General features: G+C 73.5%; 12 protein-coding genes. 5 read left to right on the forward strand and 7 right to left on the reverse strand.

Annotated elements, in window-relative coordinates; all coding sequences use genetic code 11:
• Position 1 precedes the first annotated feature (1 nt).
• Together ACFUUZ_RS04495 and ACFUUZ_RS04500 are read right to left on the reverse strand one after the other, a co-directional pair.
• Positions 2–451, reverse strand: a complete 450-nt coding sequence (locus ACFUUZ_RS04495) for a MarR family winged helix-turn-helix transcriptional regulator (RefSeq protein WP_378692470.1) — start codon at positions 449–451, stop codon at positions 2–4.
• A gap of 18 nt (positions 452–469) precedes the next feature.
• Complete coding sequence (locus ACFUUZ_RS04500) at positions 470–2,527, reverse strand: acyltransferase family protein (protein ID WP_378692471.1); 2,058 nt, start codon at positions 2,525–2,527, stop codon at positions 470–472.
• Positions 2,528–2,691: 164 nt separating this feature from the next.
• Between ACFUUZ_RS04500 and ACFUUZ_RS04505 the strand changes: the two genes are divergently transcribed.
• Positions 2,692–2,985: an excalibur calcium-binding domain-containing protein gene (locus ACFUUZ_RS04505; protein WP_378692473.1), complete on the forward strand. Its 294-nt coding sequence runs from the start codon at positions 2,692–2,694 to the stop codon at positions 2,983–2,985.
• Between the two features lie 63 nt (positions 2,986–3,048).
• Here ACFUUZ_RS04505 and ACFUUZ_RS04510 read toward each other — a convergent pair whose 3' ends face one another.
• Positions 3,049–3,270, reverse strand: coding sequence for a DUF3618 domain-containing protein (locus ACFUUZ_RS04510; RefSeq protein WP_067654418.1), 222 nt, complete (start codon positions 3,268–3,270; stop codon positions 3,049–3,051).
• A gap of 118 nt (positions 3,271–3,388) precedes the next feature.
• Between ACFUUZ_RS04510 and bcp the strand changes: the two genes are divergently transcribed.
• Positions 3,389–3,859, forward strand: a complete 471-nt coding sequence (gene bcp / locus ACFUUZ_RS04515) for a thioredoxin-dependent thiol peroxidase (RefSeq protein ID WP_378692475.1) — start codon at positions 3,389–3,391, stop codon at positions 3,857–3,859.
• A gap of 5 nt (positions 3,860–3,864) precedes the next feature.
• Here bcp and ACFUUZ_RS04520 read toward each other — a convergent pair whose 3' ends face one another.
• Positions 3,865–4,584 carry a TetR/AcrR family transcriptional regulator gene (locus ACFUUZ_RS04520; RefSeq protein WP_378692477.1) on the reverse strand — a complete coding sequence of 240 codons (720 nt, stop codon included), beginning with the start codon at positions 4,582–4,584 and terminating at the stop codon, positions 3,865–3,867.
• An 81-nt stretch (positions 4,585–4,665) separates the two neighbouring features.
• On the opposite strand from ACFUUZ_RS04520, the gene ACFUUZ_RS04525 reads away from it, so the two are divergent.
• Both ACFUUZ_RS04525 and ACFUUZ_RS04530 read left to right on the forward strand, forming a co-directional pair.
• On the forward strand, positions 4,666–5,613 hold the full coding sequence (locus tag ACFUUZ_RS04525; protein ID WP_378692479.1) for an ATP-binding cassette domain-containing protein: 948 nt from the start codon (positions 4,666–4,668) through the stop codon (positions 5,611–5,613).
• Between the two features lie 23 nt (positions 5,614–5,636).
• A complete protein-coding gene (locus ACFUUZ_RS04530) occupies positions 5,637–6,416 on the forward strand; it encodes an ABC transporter permease (protein WP_378692481.1) in 780 nt (259 codons plus the stop codon).
• Positions 6,417–6,420: 4 nt separating this feature from the next.
• Here the strand turns inward: ACFUUZ_RS04530 and ACFUUZ_RS04535 are convergent, their stop codons facing one another.
• Positions 6,421–7,782 (reverse strand): hypothetical protein, encoded by a 1,362-nt coding sequence (locus tag ACFUUZ_RS04535; RefSeq protein WP_378692483.1) that lies wholly within the window; start codon positions 7,780–7,782, stop codon positions 6,421–6,423.
• 293 nt (positions 7,783–8,075) lie between these two features.
• Between ACFUUZ_RS04535 and ACFUUZ_RS04540 the strand changes: the two genes are divergently transcribed.
• Positions 8,076–8,708, forward strand: coding sequence for a TetR family transcriptional regulator (locus ACFUUZ_RS04540; protein WP_378692621.1), 633 nt, complete (start codon positions 8,076–8,078; stop codon positions 8,706–8,708).
• Positions 8,709–8,756: 48 nt separating this feature from the next.
• Here the strand turns inward: ACFUUZ_RS04540 and ACFUUZ_RS04545 are convergent, their stop codons facing one another.
• Together ACFUUZ_RS04545 and ACFUUZ_RS04550 are read right to left on the reverse strand one after the other, a co-directional pair.
• Entirely contained in the window at positions 8,757–9,194 is a 438-nt protein-coding gene (locus ACFUUZ_RS04545; protein WP_378692485.1) for a holo-ACP synthase, read from the reverse strand.
• A gap of 11 nt (positions 9,195–9,205) precedes the next feature.
• On the reverse strand, positions 9,206–18,559 hold the full coding sequence (locus tag ACFUUZ_RS04550) for a fatty acid synthase subunit beta domain-containing protein (RefSeq protein ID WP_378692487.1): 9,354 nt from the start codon (positions 18,557–18,559) through the stop codon (positions 9,206–9,208).
• Positions 18,560–18,707 lie beyond the last annotated feature (148 nt).

Consider the following 18,707-nt stretch of genomic DNA (forward strand, 5'->3'; position numbering starts at 1 on the left):
GTCACAGCGCCTCCGCGCGGGTGACCACCTTGGCGGCGAGCGAGCGCACCGACTGCGCCTCGTCCGCGGTGAGCGCGTCGATGAAGAGCGTGCGCACCAGCTCGACGTGGCTCGGCGCGGCCCGCTCCAGGGTGCTCCTGCCCTGCTCGGTGAGGACGACGAGCACGCCGCGGGCGTCGTCGGCCACCGGCTTGCGCTCCACCAGCCCGCGCCCGGCCATCCGGGCCAGGTGCTTGGAGAGCCTGCTCTTCTCCCAGCACACCTCGGCCGCCAGGTCCTTGGCGCGCAGCGCGCCGTCGGGGGTGGCGGAGAGCGCGACCATGAGCTCGTAGTCCGGCGTGGAGAGGCCGTGCTCGGCCAGCCCCTTCGCGACGGCCGCGTCCAGCCGCTGGTTCAGCCGGATGAAGGCCTGCCAGGTGGTCTGTTCGTCATCGGAGAGCCATCGGACCATCCGTGCATCCTAGAGCGCTCACCAGAGCCCGGTGGCGGCGCCGATCTGCCGCTCCAGCTCCGGGGTGAGGGTGCGGACGTAGCTGGCGGTCAGGTGGTGCTCGTCGTGGTACACGAGCACATTGCCCTCCACGGCCCGGCACACCACCGGCCCGCACACCGCGTCGCTCAGGTCGAGCAGCCGCACGTTCGGGAAGTCCGCGGCCGGTTCCAGCGCCGGGTTCACCGGGGCGAGGGCGTCGGCGCGCAGCATGCCGCAGCTCTCCGCGGTGCCGCCCGCGGCCAGGCAGTCGACGGCGCGGTACCGGCCGTACTCGGTGCGCAGCCACGGCGTGTCGCGCACCGCGAGCACGCGCAGGTCGCGCTCGGCCAGCGCACCCCACACCTCGATGAACCCCTGCGGCACCTCGTCGCCGCCGGTCGGCCAGATCGGCGCGGTGGCGGTGGTGAAGACCCAGTCCGGGCGCTGCCCGGCGAGCCGGTCGAGCACGGCGCGGGACCAGTCGCGGCAGTCCGGGATGGGCTCGCCACGGTAGAGCGAGTCCTCGCGCAGGTTCAGCGAGCAGCCCATCTTGAGGTAGACGGTGATCCGGACGCCGTGGTCGCGGCCGATCGCGTCCATGGCGGTGAGCCAGTGCTCGGCGTGCGAGTTGCCGACGACGGCGATGGTCCGTTCCCCCTCCGGGTCGCCGTAGTCGCAGGTGACGACGGCGGTGGTGTGCCAGTCCGAGATACAGCCGTCGGTGGTCGATGCGGGCACGTCCTTCGGGGCCTCCAGCATGGACGGCCGGACCGCGGCGGGCGGCGCCGCGACCCCCTCGACGAGCACGTCCGCGCCCGGGTAGACCACGGGATCCAGGGCGCCGAGCGGCCGCTCGACGTCCTGCAGCACGCCCTGCCAGAAGAAGACGGTGCCGAGCACCGCCACCCCGGCCGCGGTGACCAGCGCGCCGAGGCCGCGCCGCACCAGCACCGGCGGCCGGGGTTGGCGGCCGGTGCGCTGCCGCAGCGGCTCCTCGACACAGCGCTGGGTGACCACCGCCAGCGCCAGCGACAGCCCGACCACCACCAGCCCGCTGCCGAGCCCGGCACCGCCGGAGCCGGTGTAGTGCAGCGCGGCGATGAGCAGCGGCCAGTGCCACAGGTACAGCGCGTAGGCGATCGCGCCGAGTTCGACGAACGGCCAGGTCGCCAGCAGCCTGCTCACCGCGGGCGGGCGCTCCCCCGCCCCGGCCAGGATCAGCGCGACGGTGGCGAGCACCGGGAAGAGCGCGGCCGGGCCGGGGAACTGCTGCGCCCCGTCGAAGAGCACGCCGCAGGCGAGCACCGCCGCCAGCCCGCCGACCGCGAGCAGCCCGCGCACGACCCGCGCGAACCGACCGGAGGGCAAAGCCACCGAGCCGAGTACCACCGCCAGCAGCGCACCGGCCAGCAGCTCCCAGGCCCGCGCGGCGCTGTCGTAGTAGGTCCAGTCCTGTTGCGCGGCAGGCCGGGTCGCGGCGTACCAGAAGGACGCGGCGGCACCGGCCGCGGCGAGCACCCCGACCGCGGGGCGCAGCAGCCGCGGGCGGCGCAGCACCCGGCGGCAGACCAGCGCGGTGCAGGCGATCACCAGCAGCACGGCCAGGTAGAACTGCCCCTGCACCGCCATCGACCACAGGTGCTGCAGCGGGCTCACCGACGGGTCGGCGGCGAGGTAGTCGGCGGAAGCCGCTGCCAGCTGCCAGTTCTGGTAGTAGAGCAGGGAGGCGAGCACCTGCCGGGAGAGCTCGGTCCACTGGGTGTACGGCAGCTCGCGCACCACCCACAGCGTCACCGCGCCGAGGACCACCACCAGCGCGGGCAGCAGCCGCCGCGCGGTGCGCGCGAAGACCGCGGGCACCCCGACCCCGCCGACCGCGCCGCGGCGCAGCACCATGCCGGTGAAGAAGAAGCCGGAGAGCACCAGGAACACGTCGACGCCGCCGGAGACCCGGCCGAACCACACGTGGAAGACCACCACCAACGCGATCGCCACCCCGCGCAGCCCGTCCAGGTCGTGCCGATAACGCGGAGCGAGGGGTCGATCGTCGTGCATGTCGAAGAAGTATCACACCGAATTCTTCCGGCCGAATTCATCGACCGGGCCCTGGACGGCCGCGCTCACCGACGGCTCGGTTGACAACACGGCGAGGGCTCACGACAGTGGGGGCGGCGTCTCATTCGGCCGCCGATCCACCGCAGCACACAACAGAGGAATACATGAACGTTCGCCGGCTCACCGTCAGCGTTGCCGCCGCGGGGCTTACGCTCCTCGCGGCTCCGGCCGCCAATGCCGTGCCCACCGGTTCCGCCGGTACCGGGTCCTCCGCCATCGACGCCGGGGTCGGGCTCACCGGTTCGGCCGGTCTGACCCAGACCGGCTCCGCGGGCGGCGCCTTCGCCAACTGCGAGGACGCCAAGGCCGCCGGGCGCGCGCCGCTGTTCCGCGGGGAACCGGGCTACGGCCCGCACCTGGACCCGGACGGCGACGGCTTCGCCTGCCCGACGGTCTGAGCGACCCCCGAAAACGACGACACCCGGTGCGCAGCGCACCGGGTGTCGTTCGTTTCGAGCGGGTCAGCGGAAGAGCTTGACCAGTACCAGGCCGACCACGACGGCCCCGGCGCCGATCAGGCTGTACTTGACCTTGGGCTCGTTCAGCTTGGCCAGCACCAGGTTCTTGGTGTCGCCGGCGATCCGCTGCGGATCGGCCCGCACCGCGAGCTCGTCCAGCGTGCCTGCCAGCCGCGTGCGCGCGGCCTCGATGTCACGCTCGATCCGCTCGGTGTCCCTTGCCACGTTCCACGCCTCCTGTCGGTCGATGTGCCCGCGGAACCCAACGGAAAACCGCAGGCCCCGGAACTCGCCCGAGTGTATCCGTAGCCATCGGCCCCGGCGGTTCGGTTACCGTGCTGGCGTGACCGACACTCGACTCTCCCCCGGCGACCCGGCCCCCGACTTCAGCCTGCCCGACGCCGACGGCAGCACCGTCTCCCTGGCGGACTACCGCGGCCGCAAGGTCATCGTCTACTTCTACCCCGCCGCGAGCACCCCCGGCTGCACCAAGCAGGCCTGCGACTTCCGGGACAACCTGGCCGAACTGGACGGTGCCGGGATCGCGGTCGTCGGCATCTCGCCGGACAAGCCCGCCAAGCTGGCCAAGTTCCGCGACGCCGAGCAGCTCACCTTCCCGCTGCTCTCCGACCCGGACCGCGCGGTGCTCACCGCCTACGGCGCCTTCGGCGAGAAGACCATGTACGGCAAGACCGTCACCGGCGTCATCCGCTCCACCTTCCTGGTGGACGAGGAGGGCAAGGTGGAGGTCGCGCAGTACAACGTGCGCGCCACCGGGCACGTGGCCAAGCTGCGGCGCGACCTCTCGGTCTGACGGGGTCAGGGCCGCAGGCCGCGGATGTAGGTCTCGTAGCCGTCCAGCGTGCGGTCCAGCCCGAATTCGAAGTCGGCACGCGCCCAGTCGATCTCGGCGTCGGAGAAGGCGCCCGCGGCGGCCGCGGCGAGCACCGCGGGGAAGCGCTGCGGGTCCATGGCGGTGAAGAGGCCGTCGAAGAGGTCGTCGTCGGCCTCGGCCTGGCCCAGCTCCAGGCTGAGCCGCATCCGGCCGATGACGTAGAGCGTCAGGTTCATCACCAGCCGCAGCCGGACGCCGGGGGGCAGTCCGGTGCGCTCCAGGATGGTCAGCCCGGTGTTCAGCCAGGCCATGTTGTTCGGCCCGAGCGGCGGGGTCGTCATGGGGATCTCCAGCCACCACGGGTGCCTGGTGATCAGCTCGTACTCGGTGACCGCCCAGTGCCGCAGCCCGTCCCGCCAGCCCAGCGCGGGGTCGACGGCGGGCGGTAGCCCGAGCACCCGGTCCGACATCAGCTCGATCAGCGTGGTCTTGCTGTCCACGTAGCGGTAGAGCGACATGGCGGTGAAGCCGAGCTCCTCCGCCACCCGCTTCATGGAGAGCGCCGCATACCCCTCCGCGTCCGCCACCGCGATGGCCGCGTCCACGATGCGCTCGACCGAGAGCCCGCGCTTGGGCCCGCGCGTGCCCGCCGCGTCCATCCCCCACAGCAGCCGCAGGGCAACTCCTGGATTCCGCTTCTCCATCACACCTCCTCTTGCGCCGGATAACTGTTTACTCTATAAACTGAGTTTATTCGATACACAGTTTCCGACCCTGGAGCCACCATGACCTCCGCCCTCTCGATCTCCGCCCTGCACAAGGGTTTCCGCGATCACCCCGTGCTGCGCGGCCTCGACCTCGAGGTCGCCGCGGGCACGGTCTTCTCCCTGCTCGGGCCGAACGGCGCGGGCAAGACCACCCTGGTCCGGATCCTGGCGACGCTGGCCGCGCCGGACCGCGGCAGCGCCAGGGTCTTCGGCCACGACGTGGTGGCCGAACCCGACGCGGTGCGCGCGCTGATCGGCGTCACCGGGCAGTACTCCGCCGTCGACGGCGTGCTCACCGCCAGGGAGAACCTGCGCCTCACCGGCAGGCTGCTGCACCTGCCCGGCGCCGAGCTGAACCGCCGCTCGGCCGAGCTGCTCGACCGCTTCGACCTCGCCGACGCCGCGGACCGGCGCACCGCCGACTTCTCCGGCGGCATGCGGCGCAGGCTCGACCTGGCGATGAGCCTGATGGGCAGGCCGCGCATGGTCTTCCTGGACGAGCCGACCACCGGGCTGGACCCGCGCAGCAGGCGCGACCTGTGGTCGGTCATCCAGGGGCTGGCCGCCGACGGCGCCACCGTCTTCCTCACCACGCAGTACCTGGAGGAGGCCGACCAGCTCGCCGACCGGATCGCGGTGCTGGACAACGGCGCCGTCGTCGCCGACGGCACCCCGGACGAGCTCAAGCGGCGGGTGCCGGGCGCGCACCTGCGGCTGCGCTTCGCCGACGCCGCCGAGCTGGCCGCCGCCGAGGCCACCCTGCCGATGCCGGAGGGGTGGCGGGCGGAGCCGGAGCAGCTGGAGTTGCAGGTGCCGTCGGACGGCAGCGCCGCCGAGGTGCGCGCGCTGCTGAACCGCTGCGCCGAACTCGGCATCGAGGTGGCGCGGCTGACCGTGCACACCCCCGACCTGGACGATGTCTTCTTCGCGCTCACCGGCCACGCCGCCCCGGCCGAAGCCGCGTGACCGCCGTGACCACAGGAGCCGCCATGACCGCCCCCGCCGCGGGAGCCCGCGTGCTCCTCGACACCCGCACCATGCTGGACCGCAACCTGCGGAACTCGCTGCGCAGCCCGGACGCCCTGATCATGACGATCGCGGTGCCGGTGCTGATCCTGCTCATGTTCGTCTACGTGCTCGGCGGCGCCATCGAGGTGGGCGGCGGCACCTACGTCGACTACGTGGTGCCCGGCATCCTGCTGCTCTGCGCGGGGTTCGGCTCGGCGACCACCGCGGTGAGCGTCTGCACCGACGTCACCGAGGGGTTCGTCGACCGCTTCCGCACCATGGCGGTGGCGCGCTCGGCCTTCCTGAACGCGCACGTCGCCGAGAGCCTGCTGCGCAACCTCTTCACCACCGCGCTGGTCACCGTGCTCGCGGTGCTGATCGGGTTCCGGCCGACCGCCGACCCGCTGCGCTGGCTGGCGGCGCTCGGATTGGTCGCGCTCTTCGTGCTGGCGCTCTCCTGGATCTCGGCGGCGCTGGGGTTGCTCACCCGCAGCGTGGAGGCGGCGAACGGCTCCACCTTCGCCTTCCTCTTCCTGCCCTACGTGAGCAGCGCCTTCGTCCCGGTGGAGTCGATGCCGGGGTGGCTGCGGCCGGTGGCGGAGCACCAGCCGGTGACGCCGGTGATCGAGACCGTGCGCGGGTTGCTGATCGGCACCCCGATCGGGTCGAGCGCGGTGCTGGCGGTGAGCTGGTGCGCCCTGTTCATCGTGGTGGGGTACCTGGGCGCGCTGGCGGCGTTCCGGGCGCGGACCAGGGACTGAGCGCTCAGCCCTTGAGCAGCTGCTGGGTGGCCCAGGCGACGGCGAGCCGGAGGTGTTCCGCGAACCAGGCGGCCGACTCCGGGGTGAACGGCGCCGGTGCCTGCGATTCGCCGGGGAACAGCAGGACGGCGTCCGGGTTTCCCGGGCCGCCGTCCCGCGTTGGCACGCCCGTGCCGGGCAGGGTCGGCGCTCCCGCCCGGTCACCGGGAGCCCGCCCCGGGTCACCGGATGCCCGCCCCGGGTCACCAGGCCCTCCGGCCGGGTCACCAGGCGCCCGCGGCGAGTCGCCGGGCGCTTCCGCCCGGTCACCGGGAGCCTGCGCCGGCTCCGCGAGGGCGAGATCAGCGGTGGGAACGAGCGGCAGCGGCCCGTCCCGCCCCGTGGTCGCGGCCGGGACCGCCCACTGCGACGGCACCGCGACCGCCGCGGCGGCTGCCAGTTCGCCGATGCGGTACCCGCCGTCCGCCGCGGTCGCGGCGATGTGCTGCGGCAACACCGGGACCGCGGGGGCGGCGGGCGCGAAGGCACCGGCCACCACCGCGGCGGGCATCGGGTGCGGATCGCTCATCAGGTACGCCCCGCCCGCCACGGTGAACCCCGCCGCCAGCGCGGCCGCCCCGAGCAGCGCGGCGGTGCGACCCGAGCGCGAGCGCGGCACCGGCACCTCCGCCACCCCGCCCGGGTCCGCCGCGACCGCGAGCGCGGCGCCGAGCGCCGTCGCCTGCGCCGCCACCGTGCACGGCAGCACCGGGGCGCCGAGCGCCCGCACCGCGTCCGCCACCGCGGGCTCGGCGGCGGCGGAGCCGATCAGCACCACCGCGTCCGGCCTGGTCTCGGCGGCGTCCAGCTGGTCGCGGGCGGCCCCGACGGCGGCGCCGAGCGCGGCGCTGGTGACCCCGCCGGTCCTGGTGACCCCGGCCAGCACCCGGCCGCGGCCCCGGTCGACCAGGGTGAGCGTGAGGTGACCGGGCACCACGTCGCAGAGCAGCAGGTCGTCGAACTCGGCCAGCCACGTCATGGCGCCCGCCACGTTCAGGTGCGCGGCCCTGGTCGAGACCAGCGCGGCGGCGTGCCAGCGGCCCGCGGCCAGCGCGGCGGCGAGCGTGCGCCGCTCGGCGGCATCGTGGTAGGCGACCGCGACCCCGGCGGGCTCCCGGCGCACGGCGGCGGCGAGCGCGTCCAGCGCGGCGATCACGGCGGCGGTCGCCGCGCGCCGGTCGTCGGCGACGGTGAGGGTGCGCTGCGCCAGCACCCGCTCGGCCAGCCGCTCCCCCGCCCCGCCGAGCGCCACCGCGTGCACCGCCCCGCGCTCGGTGCTCACGCCGAACACCACCGGCGCCTGCGCGCCGCCCGTTCGTGCCGCCACAGCCACGCCTCCTGCCCGCGGGGGCACCGGTGCCGCGGGGTCGGCGTGCTGCCGGTCGGTCCCGCCCCCTGGTAGATACCGATCATCGCGCGCGGAACCTGGTTCCCGGCTCAGGACGGCCCCGACACGCGGATACAGCGGTGGTTCGGCACCGAGTTCGCGACGGATGGGGGTGAACTGTCACAGACGAGCGGAAACGCCCGTACCGGGCAGTGCTGGGCTCACGTTAGCCTGGACGGGTGGAACTACGCGCGGAGGCCAGGTCGAGACGCAGACCCGACCCTGCGTTGGAGATGCAGGACGACCCGCAGGAGCTCATGCCGCGGCGCCGCCCGACCCAGGAGCGCAGCAAGCGGAAGTTCGACGCGCTGCTGCAGTCCTCGCGGGAACTGCTGGTCGAGGTGGGTTTCGAATCGTTCACCTGTGAAGAGGTCGCGGCCCGCGCCGAGGTGCCGATCGGCACGCTCTACCAGTTCTTCGCCAACAAGTACGTGATCGTCTGCGAACTGAACCGGCAGGACCTGGTCGCGGTCTCCCGGGAGCTCGCCGATTTCCACGGCGGCGTCCCCTCGCTGGACTGGCTGCGGCACATGAACCAGTTCGTCGACCACCTGGCGAACCTGTGGATGACCGACCCCTCCCGCCGCGAGGTCTGGCTGGCCATGCAGTCCACCCCCTCCACCAGGGCCACCGGCGCCAAGCACGAGAAGGAATTCGCCGAGGTCGTCTCGCAGATGCTGCGCCCGCTCACCCCGCGCACCCCGCGCGAGCGGCGCACCACCATGGCCCAGGTGCTGGTGCACGTGGTGTATTCGATGCTCAACTTCTCGGTGCAGGACCAGCAGAGCAGCGGGCAGGCGGTGGCCGAGCTCAAGCGGCTCATGGTGGCGTACCTGCTGGTGGCGGAGAAGGAATCGCGGTCCTAGCCGCGAAAGACAGGGGGCCCGAGCCGTTTCCGGCTCGGGCCCCGTCGTTCAGCTCGAGGCTTCCCTGCCCTCGATGAGGTCGGCGAATTCGCCCGGGTCCTCCAGGACGACCATCGCCGCGGCGGTGTCACCGTCGTGCGTCAGCGAGAGGTGCACCCGCACCCGCGGCAGGAACTCGGCGGCGAGGCCGTGCAGCCGAATGCTCGGCCTGCCCCACGCGTCGTTCACCACCTCGATCAGCGGGTACGGGTTGTCCCCGATCTGCGGGCGGCGGGCGAACCGGGAGGAGGCCCATGCCTTGAGCACGGCCTCCTTGGCCGCCCACCGCGCCGCGTAGCTGCGCGTGGAATCCGTTGCCTTGCTCTGGCAGTAGCGCCGCTCGGCGGCGGTGAAGCTCTCCCTGAGCATGGTGGTTCCCACGCGGTCCAGCTGCTCGCCGAACTCCGAGATGGTCACCAGGTCCAGCCCGATACCGATGATGGTCATGGAACCGGAGCCTATGACCCCTCGGTCTCGGACGCCGGGGCGAACCGGCCCGTCTCGCAACCCCTGCCGTCGGCACGGTAGGTGCCGTCGGCACCGAGGCGGGCGGCCCCGGAGAGCAGCATGTCGGCCTCGAACTGACGGATTCGCGATGCGGGGGTGCCGTCCGCGCCGAGCCGCCGGTCAGCCGGTCGCTCGTAGAGGTCGGAGCCGCCGCACATCGCCTCGGCGAAGCGCTGCCTGCCGTTGAGCCTGCGCTGCTCGGCACGGTGCAGGTACTCGTTCCTGCGATCGGCCGGCACCGCCGCCACGAACGCCTGCGGGTGCACCACCGCGAGCAGCCCGGAGACGTGCCCGAACCCGAGCGACGTCACCAGCCCGGCCTTGAGCGGGAACCGCTCGCCGAACCGCAGCGCCTCGCGCACCCAGACCAGGTGCGGGTACTCGCGCATCTTGTCGTCGACGCAGTCCAGGCTGCGGTTCGGCGGCACGACGCCCTGCTCCAGCACCTGGCAGAGCCCGATCAGCTGGAAGGCGGCGGCGCCGCCCTTGGCGTGCCCGGTCAGCGACTTCTGCGAGACCACGAAGAGCGGGGCGCCGTCGGAGCGGCCGATCGCCGCCGCGAGCCGCTCGTGCAGCTCCGACTCGTTCGGGTCGTTGGCCGCGGTCGAGGTGTCGTGCTTGGAGACCACCGCGACCTCGTCCGGGGTGACGCCGAGCTTGCGCAGCTCGGCGGCGAGCTTGGACTCGCGCCCGCCCCGGCCCGCGCCCAGCGCGCCGAGCCCTGGCGCCGGGATGGAGGTGTGCACGCCGTCCGCGAAGGACTGCGCGAAGGCCACCACGCCGAGGACCGGGAGCCCCATCTCCAGCGCCACGTCGCCGCGGGCCAGCAGCACGGTGCCGCCGCCCTGCGACTCCACGAACCCGCCGCGGCGGCGGTCGTTGGCGCGGGAGAAGTACCGGTCGGCGATGCCCTTGCCCGCCATCACCGCGGAGTCGGCGGTCGCGGACATGTCGCCGAAGCCGACGATGCCCTCGATGCCGAGGTCGTCGTAGCCACCGGCGACGACCACCTCGGCCTTGCCGAGCTTGATCTTGTCGACGCCCTCCTCGACGGAGACCGCGGCGGTGGCGCAGGCCGCCACCGGGTGCACCATCGCGCCGTAGCTGCCCACGTAGGACTGCACCACGTGCGCCAGCGCGACGTTCGGCAGCGCCTCCTGCAGGATGTCGTTCGGCCGCGGCTCGCCGAGCAGGTTGTCGACGTAGAGCGAGCGCATCGAGGACATGCCGCCCATGCCGGTGCCCTGGGTGTTGGCGACCAGGCTCGGGTGCACCCAGCTCATCAGCTCGGCCGGGTCGAACCCGGAGCTGACGAAGGCGTCGACGGTGCAGGCGATGTTCCACAGCGCGACCCGGTCGATCGAGGACGCCATGTCCGCCGAGATGCCCCAGACGGTCGGGTCCCAGCCGGTCGGGATCTGGCCGCCGACGGTGCGGGAGAGCTTGGCCTTGCGCGGCACCCGGATCTCGGTGCCCGCCTTGCGGGTCACCTGCCAGTCGCCGCCGTCGCCCGCCGGGAGCACGACGGTGTGCTCCGGCGCGGCCGACTCGAAGGCGCGGGCCTCGGCCTCGGAGCCGACCGTGAAGGTCAGGTCCTTGTCCAGGAAGACCGAGGTCATCAGCGGCGCGCTGTTGTCGACCATGGCGGCGTCGTCGGCGTACCGGCGCACGCCGCAGCGCTCGACCACGGTGTCGTGGTAGCGCTCGGCCACCTCGTGCTCCGGCACGAAGTCACCGGAGGCGACGTCGTACCAGCCCGGCTTGGGATCGTTCTCCCAGGTCACCAGCCCGGTGGTCCAGGCGAGTTCGAGCACGCCCGCGGCGGAGAGCTCGTCGGAGACCTCCATCTCGAAGCGGGTGCGCGCCGAGCCGTACGGGCCCAGCTCGCCCGCGCCGACGATGACCACCATGTCGGTGAGGTCGGCGGCGACCTCGCTCCACTCCGGCACCGGCAGCGCGGAGCTGCGGGTGGGCGGGGCGGGCAGCGCCGCGACCGTCGGGACGGTCTCGGCCTCCACCTCGGCCGCCGCGGCCTCGTCGGCCGCCTGCTTGGCGAGCGCGGGCAGGTCGAGCTCGACGCCGGCCAGGCCGCCGGTGAGGTCGATCTGCTGCGGGGCGGTGACGGTGATCGCCCGCGCCTGCGAGGTGCACCACTTGAGCAGCTCGTCGGCCATCTCGGTGGTGGACCAGGTCTGCACCCCGGCCGCCTCGACCGCGGAGACCATGGGGTCGTTCTGCCCCATGAGCCCGGTGCCGCGCACCCAGCCGATCAGCGCGTGCACCAGGGTGACCCGCTGCGACCAGGACTTCTCCGCCCGCCAGCGGGTGACGACCGCGTCCAGCGCCGCCTTGGACTCACCGTAGGCGCCGTCGCCGCCGAAGAGGCCGCGGTTCGGCGAACCGGGCAGCACCACGTGCAGCTTGGCGTCCACGTCGTGGTCGGCGTTGAGCGCGGAGAGCCCCGCGATCAGCCGCTCGACCGACCAGAGCAGGACCCGCATCTCCATCTCCGCGCGGGAGCCCGCGTCGGCGAGGTCACCGGCGACCCGCGGCGCCGCAAAGGGCAGCAGCAGGGTCGGGGTCATGGCGTCCTTGATCTTGACCTTGGCGCCGCCCGCCGAGTCGACCTGCTCGGCGCCGACCCAGTCGATGACCGCGTCGATGTCGGTGTAGGAGGCCATGTTCGCGGGCACCACCCAGAGCGCGGCGCCGCTGCGCGCGTGCTCCCGGTAGAGCTGCTTGTAGAAGCCGAGCCTGGTGTCGTCCAGCCGCGAGGTGGTGACCACGACGGTCGCGCCGCCCGCGAGCAGCCTGCCGGTGACGGCGGCGGCGATCGAGCCCTTGCTGGCGCCGGTGATCACCGCGACGTCGGCGGACCACTCGCCCGGCTCCTCGGCGGTCAGCGCCGCCGCGGCGATCCGCTCGTAGGCGCCCGCGAGCACAGAGCGGGCCTCGTGCTTCGCCTTGTCCCGCCACCAGTTCGCCTGCGTGGCAACGGCTTCGCCCGCGCCCAGGTAACCGTTGACCGGCAGCTCGGCGGCATCGGCGTCGGCGCCGAGCCAGAGCCGGGCCAGGTCCTCGCGGGCGCTGGCCCAGCGGTCGTCGAGCAGCACGGCCTTGCGGCTGTCGAAGGCCGGGGCGACGAGCCGCGGCCAGTCCGAGCCGAGCTCGGCGGCGACCAGGTCGACCAGGGTGTCCGGGGTGGCGACCGCGGCGCTCACCTGCTCGGCCAGGCCGAGCTGCTCCAGCACCACGCGGGCGGCGCTGGCGAGCACGCCGTCCCTGCCGGTGATCTGCTCGGTGAACTCGCCGAGCGCGGCCGCGTCGACGGTCGCGCCGCCCCCGCCGCCCGCGCTGGGCAGCGAGACCGCGACGCCGCGCCTGCCTGCGACCGCCTGCACGGCGGCGTCGATCGCGGCGTCCACCGAGGCGCCGTCGCCGAGCGCGCCGGAGACCAGCCCGCCCAGGTCGCCGCCGCGCACGCTGGCACCCTCGCGGGTGCCGAGCGAGAGCTCGGCGGTGACGTGGCTGGCCCAGCCGTCGCCCAGCTCCCAGACCTTGGCCACCCGGTCGGCGACCGCGGCCGGGCGCTTGCCGGACGGGCCGAAGACCTTGCGCAGGTGGTCGTTGATGGCGTCGGAGAGCACCGTGCCGAACGGCTTGTAGGTGCGCGCCAGCCGCTCGACGGTGGCCGAGAGCGCGCCCATGTCGGCGTCGGCGGCGCCATCGATGGCGCCGAGCGAGAGCTCGGAGCCGAGGTCGACCAGGAGCTGGTTGCGGCGCGAGGAGACGCCGTCGCAGAGCCCCTCGATGGTGTCGACCGGGCCGATCTGGTCCAGCCGCAGCTTGGTCCAGAGCGCGATGAGCACCTTGGTGGCGTCGGCGGCGGTGAAGGCGATGTCGTCCGGGCGCGGGCCGCCGGAGGCCGCCACCGGGGCGGCGGCCGGAGCCGGAGCCGCGGCGGCGGGCGCCTCGGAAGCCGTGGTGGTCTCTTCCACCGGCTCGTCGGCCGGGGCCGGGTCGGTGTCGGTGCCGAAGACCACGCCGGCCTCGCGCTCGATGTTCAGCACCTCGACCGCGGTGTTGCCGAAGGCCGGGAGCTTGAGCGTCTGGCTGGCCAGGTTCGCCACCGTCGGGGTGGCGGCCAGCCCGATCTCCACGAACCGCTCGACCCCGAGGCCGCCGTGCGCGGCGTCGGTGAAGAGCACGTCCTGGGTCTCGATCCAGCGCACCGGGCTGGCGAACTGCCAGGCCAGCAGCTCGACCAGGACCACGCGGCAGAGCTCGATCGGGCGCGCGGCCCAGCCGTCGAAGTCGCTGAGCACCTCGGCCAGCGGCTCGGAGGGCACCAGGTCGGCGATCTCCTGGACGAACGAGCGCTCCAGCGAGAACGGCCGCGGCACCAGGTTCGGGATGTACCGCCCGACCAGGATCTCCGGGTGCAGGTCGGCCGGGAGCAGCTGCTCCAGCTTCTGCCTGAACTCCGGAACGCCCTTGCGCAGTACCGTCGAATGGAAAGGAACGTCGATGCCGGGCACCAGGATGAACGCCCGCTTGCCGCCGGTGATCTCGCGGCGCCGGTCGATCTCGGTCTCCAGCGCCTCCAGCCCGGCCAGCGTGCCCGCGATGGCGTACTGCGAGCCGCGCAGGTTGAGGTTGACGACCTCGAGGAACTCGCCGGTCTGCTCGGCGATCCCGGCGACGAAGCCGATGACCTCCTCGTCCGGCAGGTCGATCTGCGAGGGGCGGATGGCGGCCATCCGGTAGTCGCTGCGGCCCTGCGCATCGCGCGGAACCAGCTGGTGCATGGCGGAGCCGCGCTGGAACACCACCTCGAGCGTGGCCTCCAGCGGGAGCACCCCGGCGACCGCGCAGAGCGCGTTGTACTCGCCGACCGAGTGCCCGGCCAGCACGGCGCCCTCGACGAAGGCACCGGCCTCGCGCAGCTCGGCCACCTGCACCACGCCCACGACGGCCATGGCGACCTGGGTGAACTGGGTCAGGTGCAGCACGCCGTCCGGGTGCCGGTGCTCGACGCCGCGCGCCTTGAGGTAGGTCGGGTTGTCGCGGACAACGGCGAGGATGGAGAAGCCGAGCGCCTTGCGGGTGTGCTTGTCGGCGCGGTCCCAGATCTCCTTGGCGGCCTTGGAGCGCGTGCGCGCCTCCAGCCCCATCCCCTTGCGCTGGATGCCCTGGCCCGGGAGGGCGTAGACGGTCTTCGGCGCGGCGGTGCGGCCGGTCGCGGCCATCACCAGGTCGCCGTCGGCGCGGCAGGAGACCTCGACGATCTCGTCGCCGGCGTCGATCGCGACCCGCTCCACCCGGACGTCGATCTCCGCGCCGGGCCGGACCATGCCGAGGAACCGGGTGGTCCAAGCGGTCAGCCTGCGCGCGGGGAGCCCGCTCGCCGGGTCGAGCGCGGCCACCACGTGCTGGGCCGCGGCCGAGAGCCACATGCCGTGCACGATCGGGCTGCCCAGCCCGGCCAGCTTGGCGGCGGAATCGCTGGTGTGGATGGGGTTGTGGTCGCCGGAGACGGCGGCGAAGGCGTGCATGGCCCGCGGCGCGCGCACGGTGACGTCCCGGCGCCTGCGCCGCGCGGTCTCGCGGGCGTCGGCGGAGACCGAGCCACCGGCGCGCGGCGGGTCGGTCAGCTCGCCGGAGCCGGTGCGGCCGCGGATGGCGAAGCGCTCGGTGAGCGTGGCGAGGGTGGGCATGGAGAGCCCGGTCTCCGGCCGGTCGAGCATGCCGGTGATCCGCACCTTGACCTCGACGACGCGGCCCAGGTCGGTGTCGAGCGTCTCGCCCGCCTCGGCGCGCACGGTGAGCACGCTGGTGGCGTCCGGGAGCTCGGAGACCAGGTGCACCTGGTGGTCGAGGTGCACCAGGTCGAGCATGCCCTCGATGACGCTGCCGCCGTCGGCGGTGCGGGCCGCGCCGAGCACCGCGAAGACCGCGGGCCAGCAGGCGCCGACCAGCACGTCCGGGACGACCCGGCCGAGCGTGCTCAGCGTGTCCGGCAGCCCGCCGCCGGTGACCCCGGCGTGGTCGGCGCCGAGGTCCGGCGTCCAGGCCACGTTGACGTGCGCGACCGAGCCCTTGACCTCGGGCAGCGACTGCCCGGCGGCCACCGCGAGCAGCGCGCTCATGGCGGTCTCGGCGTCGGCCTCGGTGATGACCGGGGCGCCGCCGTTGTAGACGGAGACCGGGACCGTGATCCGGATGGTGACGGCGTCCCGGCCGAGCAGCGGAACGGTCAGCTCGACGTAGCTGTCCTCGGTGTCGGGGCCGGTGGTCTCGGTGAGCGTGGCACCGGTGACCGGGTGCACGGCGCCCTTGCCGTCGACGACCCAGGCGTCCAGGTCACCGAGGCGGTGCACCGGGTTCACCGTGGTCCGCCCGGACCAGCGCACGTCCGGCGCGGCCAGCACGGCGTCGATCGGCCCCGCGGTGACGCCCGCGACGCGGCGCGCGTCCACCGCGGCGGGCACGACGCCCGCGCGGACCAGCGAGTAGGCGGTGTCCTGCTCGAAGCGGTCGAGCAGCTCGCCGACCGGCTCGTCGACCCGGGTGATGCCCGCGACGGCGACGGTGCCCGGGATGATGCAGACCTGGTCGGCCGAGTAGCGGGCATCGTGCGCCTGCCACAGCGAATCCGAGCGCCACCAGCGCCGGACGTCGCCGTCGACCACGGGCACGAAGTTCACCGGCTTGCCCGGCATCTTGCAGAGCGAGACGAAGAACGGCACGTCGGCCGGGTGCAGCAGCGTCTCCGCGGCGGCCGGGTAGTGCTCCTTCAGCGTGCAGATGGCACCGACCGGGTCCTCGAAGTCCTGGTCCGAGCCGAAGAGCGTGGGGATGTCACCGCGGTCGGCCGGGTGCAGCCGCGCCTCGGCGCGCCGCGCCATCTCGGCGAAGCGGTCCCGCCAGGTGATGTCGAGCCACTGCGAGCGGGTGGCCTCGCGGATGGCGTCGCCCAGGTCGGAGCCGCAGTCGAAGTCGCGGCGCCGGTCCAGCCCGACGGCCAGCTCGACGTAGCGCTCCAGCCACTCCAGGTAGGTCATGGTGGCGACGTCGCCGAAGTACGGCTTGGCGGTCGCGTTCAGCGCGGCGATGATCTCGTCCCGGCGCGCGGCGACGGCGTCGGCGTCACCGGCGACCTCGTCCAGCAGGCGGCCGGTGCGCGAGGCGGCATTGTCGATCTCGTGGATGTCGGCGCCGAGCTGCGAACGGCCCGAGGCCATTCCGTTGATCGCGGTGCCCGCGCCGACCCAGTCCGGCGTGCCGGGGGTGTCGACCAGCAGCTGCTTGACCTCGGGGGCGGTGGTCGCCTCCAGCGTGGCCATCGCCGCGGTGCCGACCAGCACGCCGTCCAGCGGCATGGCCGGGTAGCCGTACCCGGTGGCCCAGGCGCCGGTCAGGTACTCGGTGGCGCGCTCCGGCGTGCCGATGCCGCCGCCGACGCAGACCACGACGTTGTCGCGGGTGCGCAGCTCGGCGTAGGTGGCGAGCAGCAGGTCGTCCAGGTCCTCCCAGGAGTGGTGCCCGCCCGCGCGGCCGCCCTCGATGTGCACGATCACCGGGTAGCCGGGGACCTGGTCGGCGATCCGCAGCACCGCGCGGATCTGCGCCACGGTGCCCGGCTTGAAGGCGACGTGGTGGATCCCGGCCTCGGTGAGCTCCTCGATCAGCGCGACGGCCTCGTCGAGCTCGGGGATGCCCGCGGTGACGATGACGCCGTCGATCGGCGCGCCCGCGGCGCGGGCCTTCTGCACCAGCCGCTTCCCGCCCAGCTGCAGCTTCCACAGGTAGGGGTCGAGGAAGAGCGAGTTGAACTGCACCGCGCGGCCCGGCTGCAGCAGCGTCTGCAGCTCCGCGACGCGGTCGGCGAAGATCTGCTCGGTCACCTGGCCGCCACCGGCCAGCTCGGCCCAGTGGCCCGCGTTCGCCGCCGCGGCGACGATCTTGGCGTCCACGGTGGTCGGGGTCATGCCCGCGAGCAGGATCGGCGAGCGCCCGGTGAGCCGGGTGAAGGAGGTCTCGACCACGATCCGGCCGTTCGGCAGCCGCACCGGCTTCGGCGCGAACGCCGACCACGGCGCGGGCACCTGCGGCGCAGCGCCCGGGGTCAGCAGGCTGCGCTGCCCCTCGCGGGTCGCGGCGGCGACGACACCGACCCCGGTCCCCTTGAGCGAGCCCGCGGTCAGCCGGGAGAGCAGGTCGCCCGGGCCCAGGTCGAGGATCCACTCGGCGCCCGCCGCGACGACCTCGTCCACCGTGCCGACCCAGTCGATCGGGTCGACCAGGATCTCCTGCGCCAGCGCCCCCGCCAGCTCGGCGTCCAGCCCGCACTGCCGCGCCCAGCCTGCCACCAGCTCGACCGTGTCGGTCAGCGCCGGGTGGTGGAAGGCGACGTCCACCGCGAGGTCCTCGAAGACCGGCGCGAAGACCGAGCCGCCGCGCGCCTTGGCATCCCGCTCGGCGCTCTGCGCGTCGTGGATCTCGGTGCAGCGCTGCCGAACCCGCGCGATCTGCGCCGGGGTGCCGGAGAGCACCGCGCGCCGACGCCCGTTGCGGATCGAGACCACCGCCGCGACAGCGGGATCGACGCCATCGGACACCTCGGCGACGACCGCCCGCAGCTGCTCCGGATCGACATTGGAGACGGCCACCATCGGCGACTGCTCGCCGACCGGCATCAGCCCGCGCCGCCGCCCGACCAGGCTGGCGGCCGCACCGATCATCTGCCCGAACGCGAGCAGCTCGGCATCGCGCCGACCCCCGTCGCGCAGCGCGGCAGCGGCCAGCACACCCTGCGAGTGCCCGATCATCCGCACCGGCGGGTGCTCGACGACATCGAGCCCCTGCAGCTTGAGCGCGCGCAGCGCCGCGAGCTGGGTGAGCAGCACGCCGGGCATCGAGACCGCGGCGGAGCGCAGCACGCGCTCCGACGGCGCGGCCGAGCTCTCGGCGTCGTCGTCCCCTTCGGCGAGTTCGTTCTCCAGGATCCAGCCGATCGGGTCGAACCCGACCGGCCGCACGACGAGCAGCTGGTTCGCGACCGGCTCCAGCAGCGCGGCGGCCTCGTTCACCAGGGCGGTGAGCTCCGGCTCCAGCGCGCTGTCCCGCTCGATCTCCTCCAGCTCGCCCAGCCATTTGGCGCCCTGCCCGCCGAACGCCAGCGCATAAGCGGTGCCGTTCAGCAGACGATCCAGCAAGGGCGACCGGGACGCCTCCACCTCGGGGGACCGTCCCGCCGTACGGCGCGTTTCGGTCCCGGTCTCAGTGTTCTCGTTGATCGTCAAGACGCTCGACTTCCTACTCTCGCGACGTAGCCCGGGGGGACGCTCCGCTCCGGTGCGCAGGGGTCTCCCCTGTCCAGGGCCTGGTAGAGCCGAGGATGCCAGAGAATCATGAGGAAAACCTCACGTTCCTCTTCCGGCGCGGCGGCTA

Origin of the sequence: Nocardia sp. NPDC057353 (assembly GCF_042667085.1) — a bacterium.
In the GTDB taxonomy this organism is placed as follows: Bacteria; Actinomycetota; Actinomycetes; order Mycobacteriales; family Mycobacteriaceae; genus Nocardia.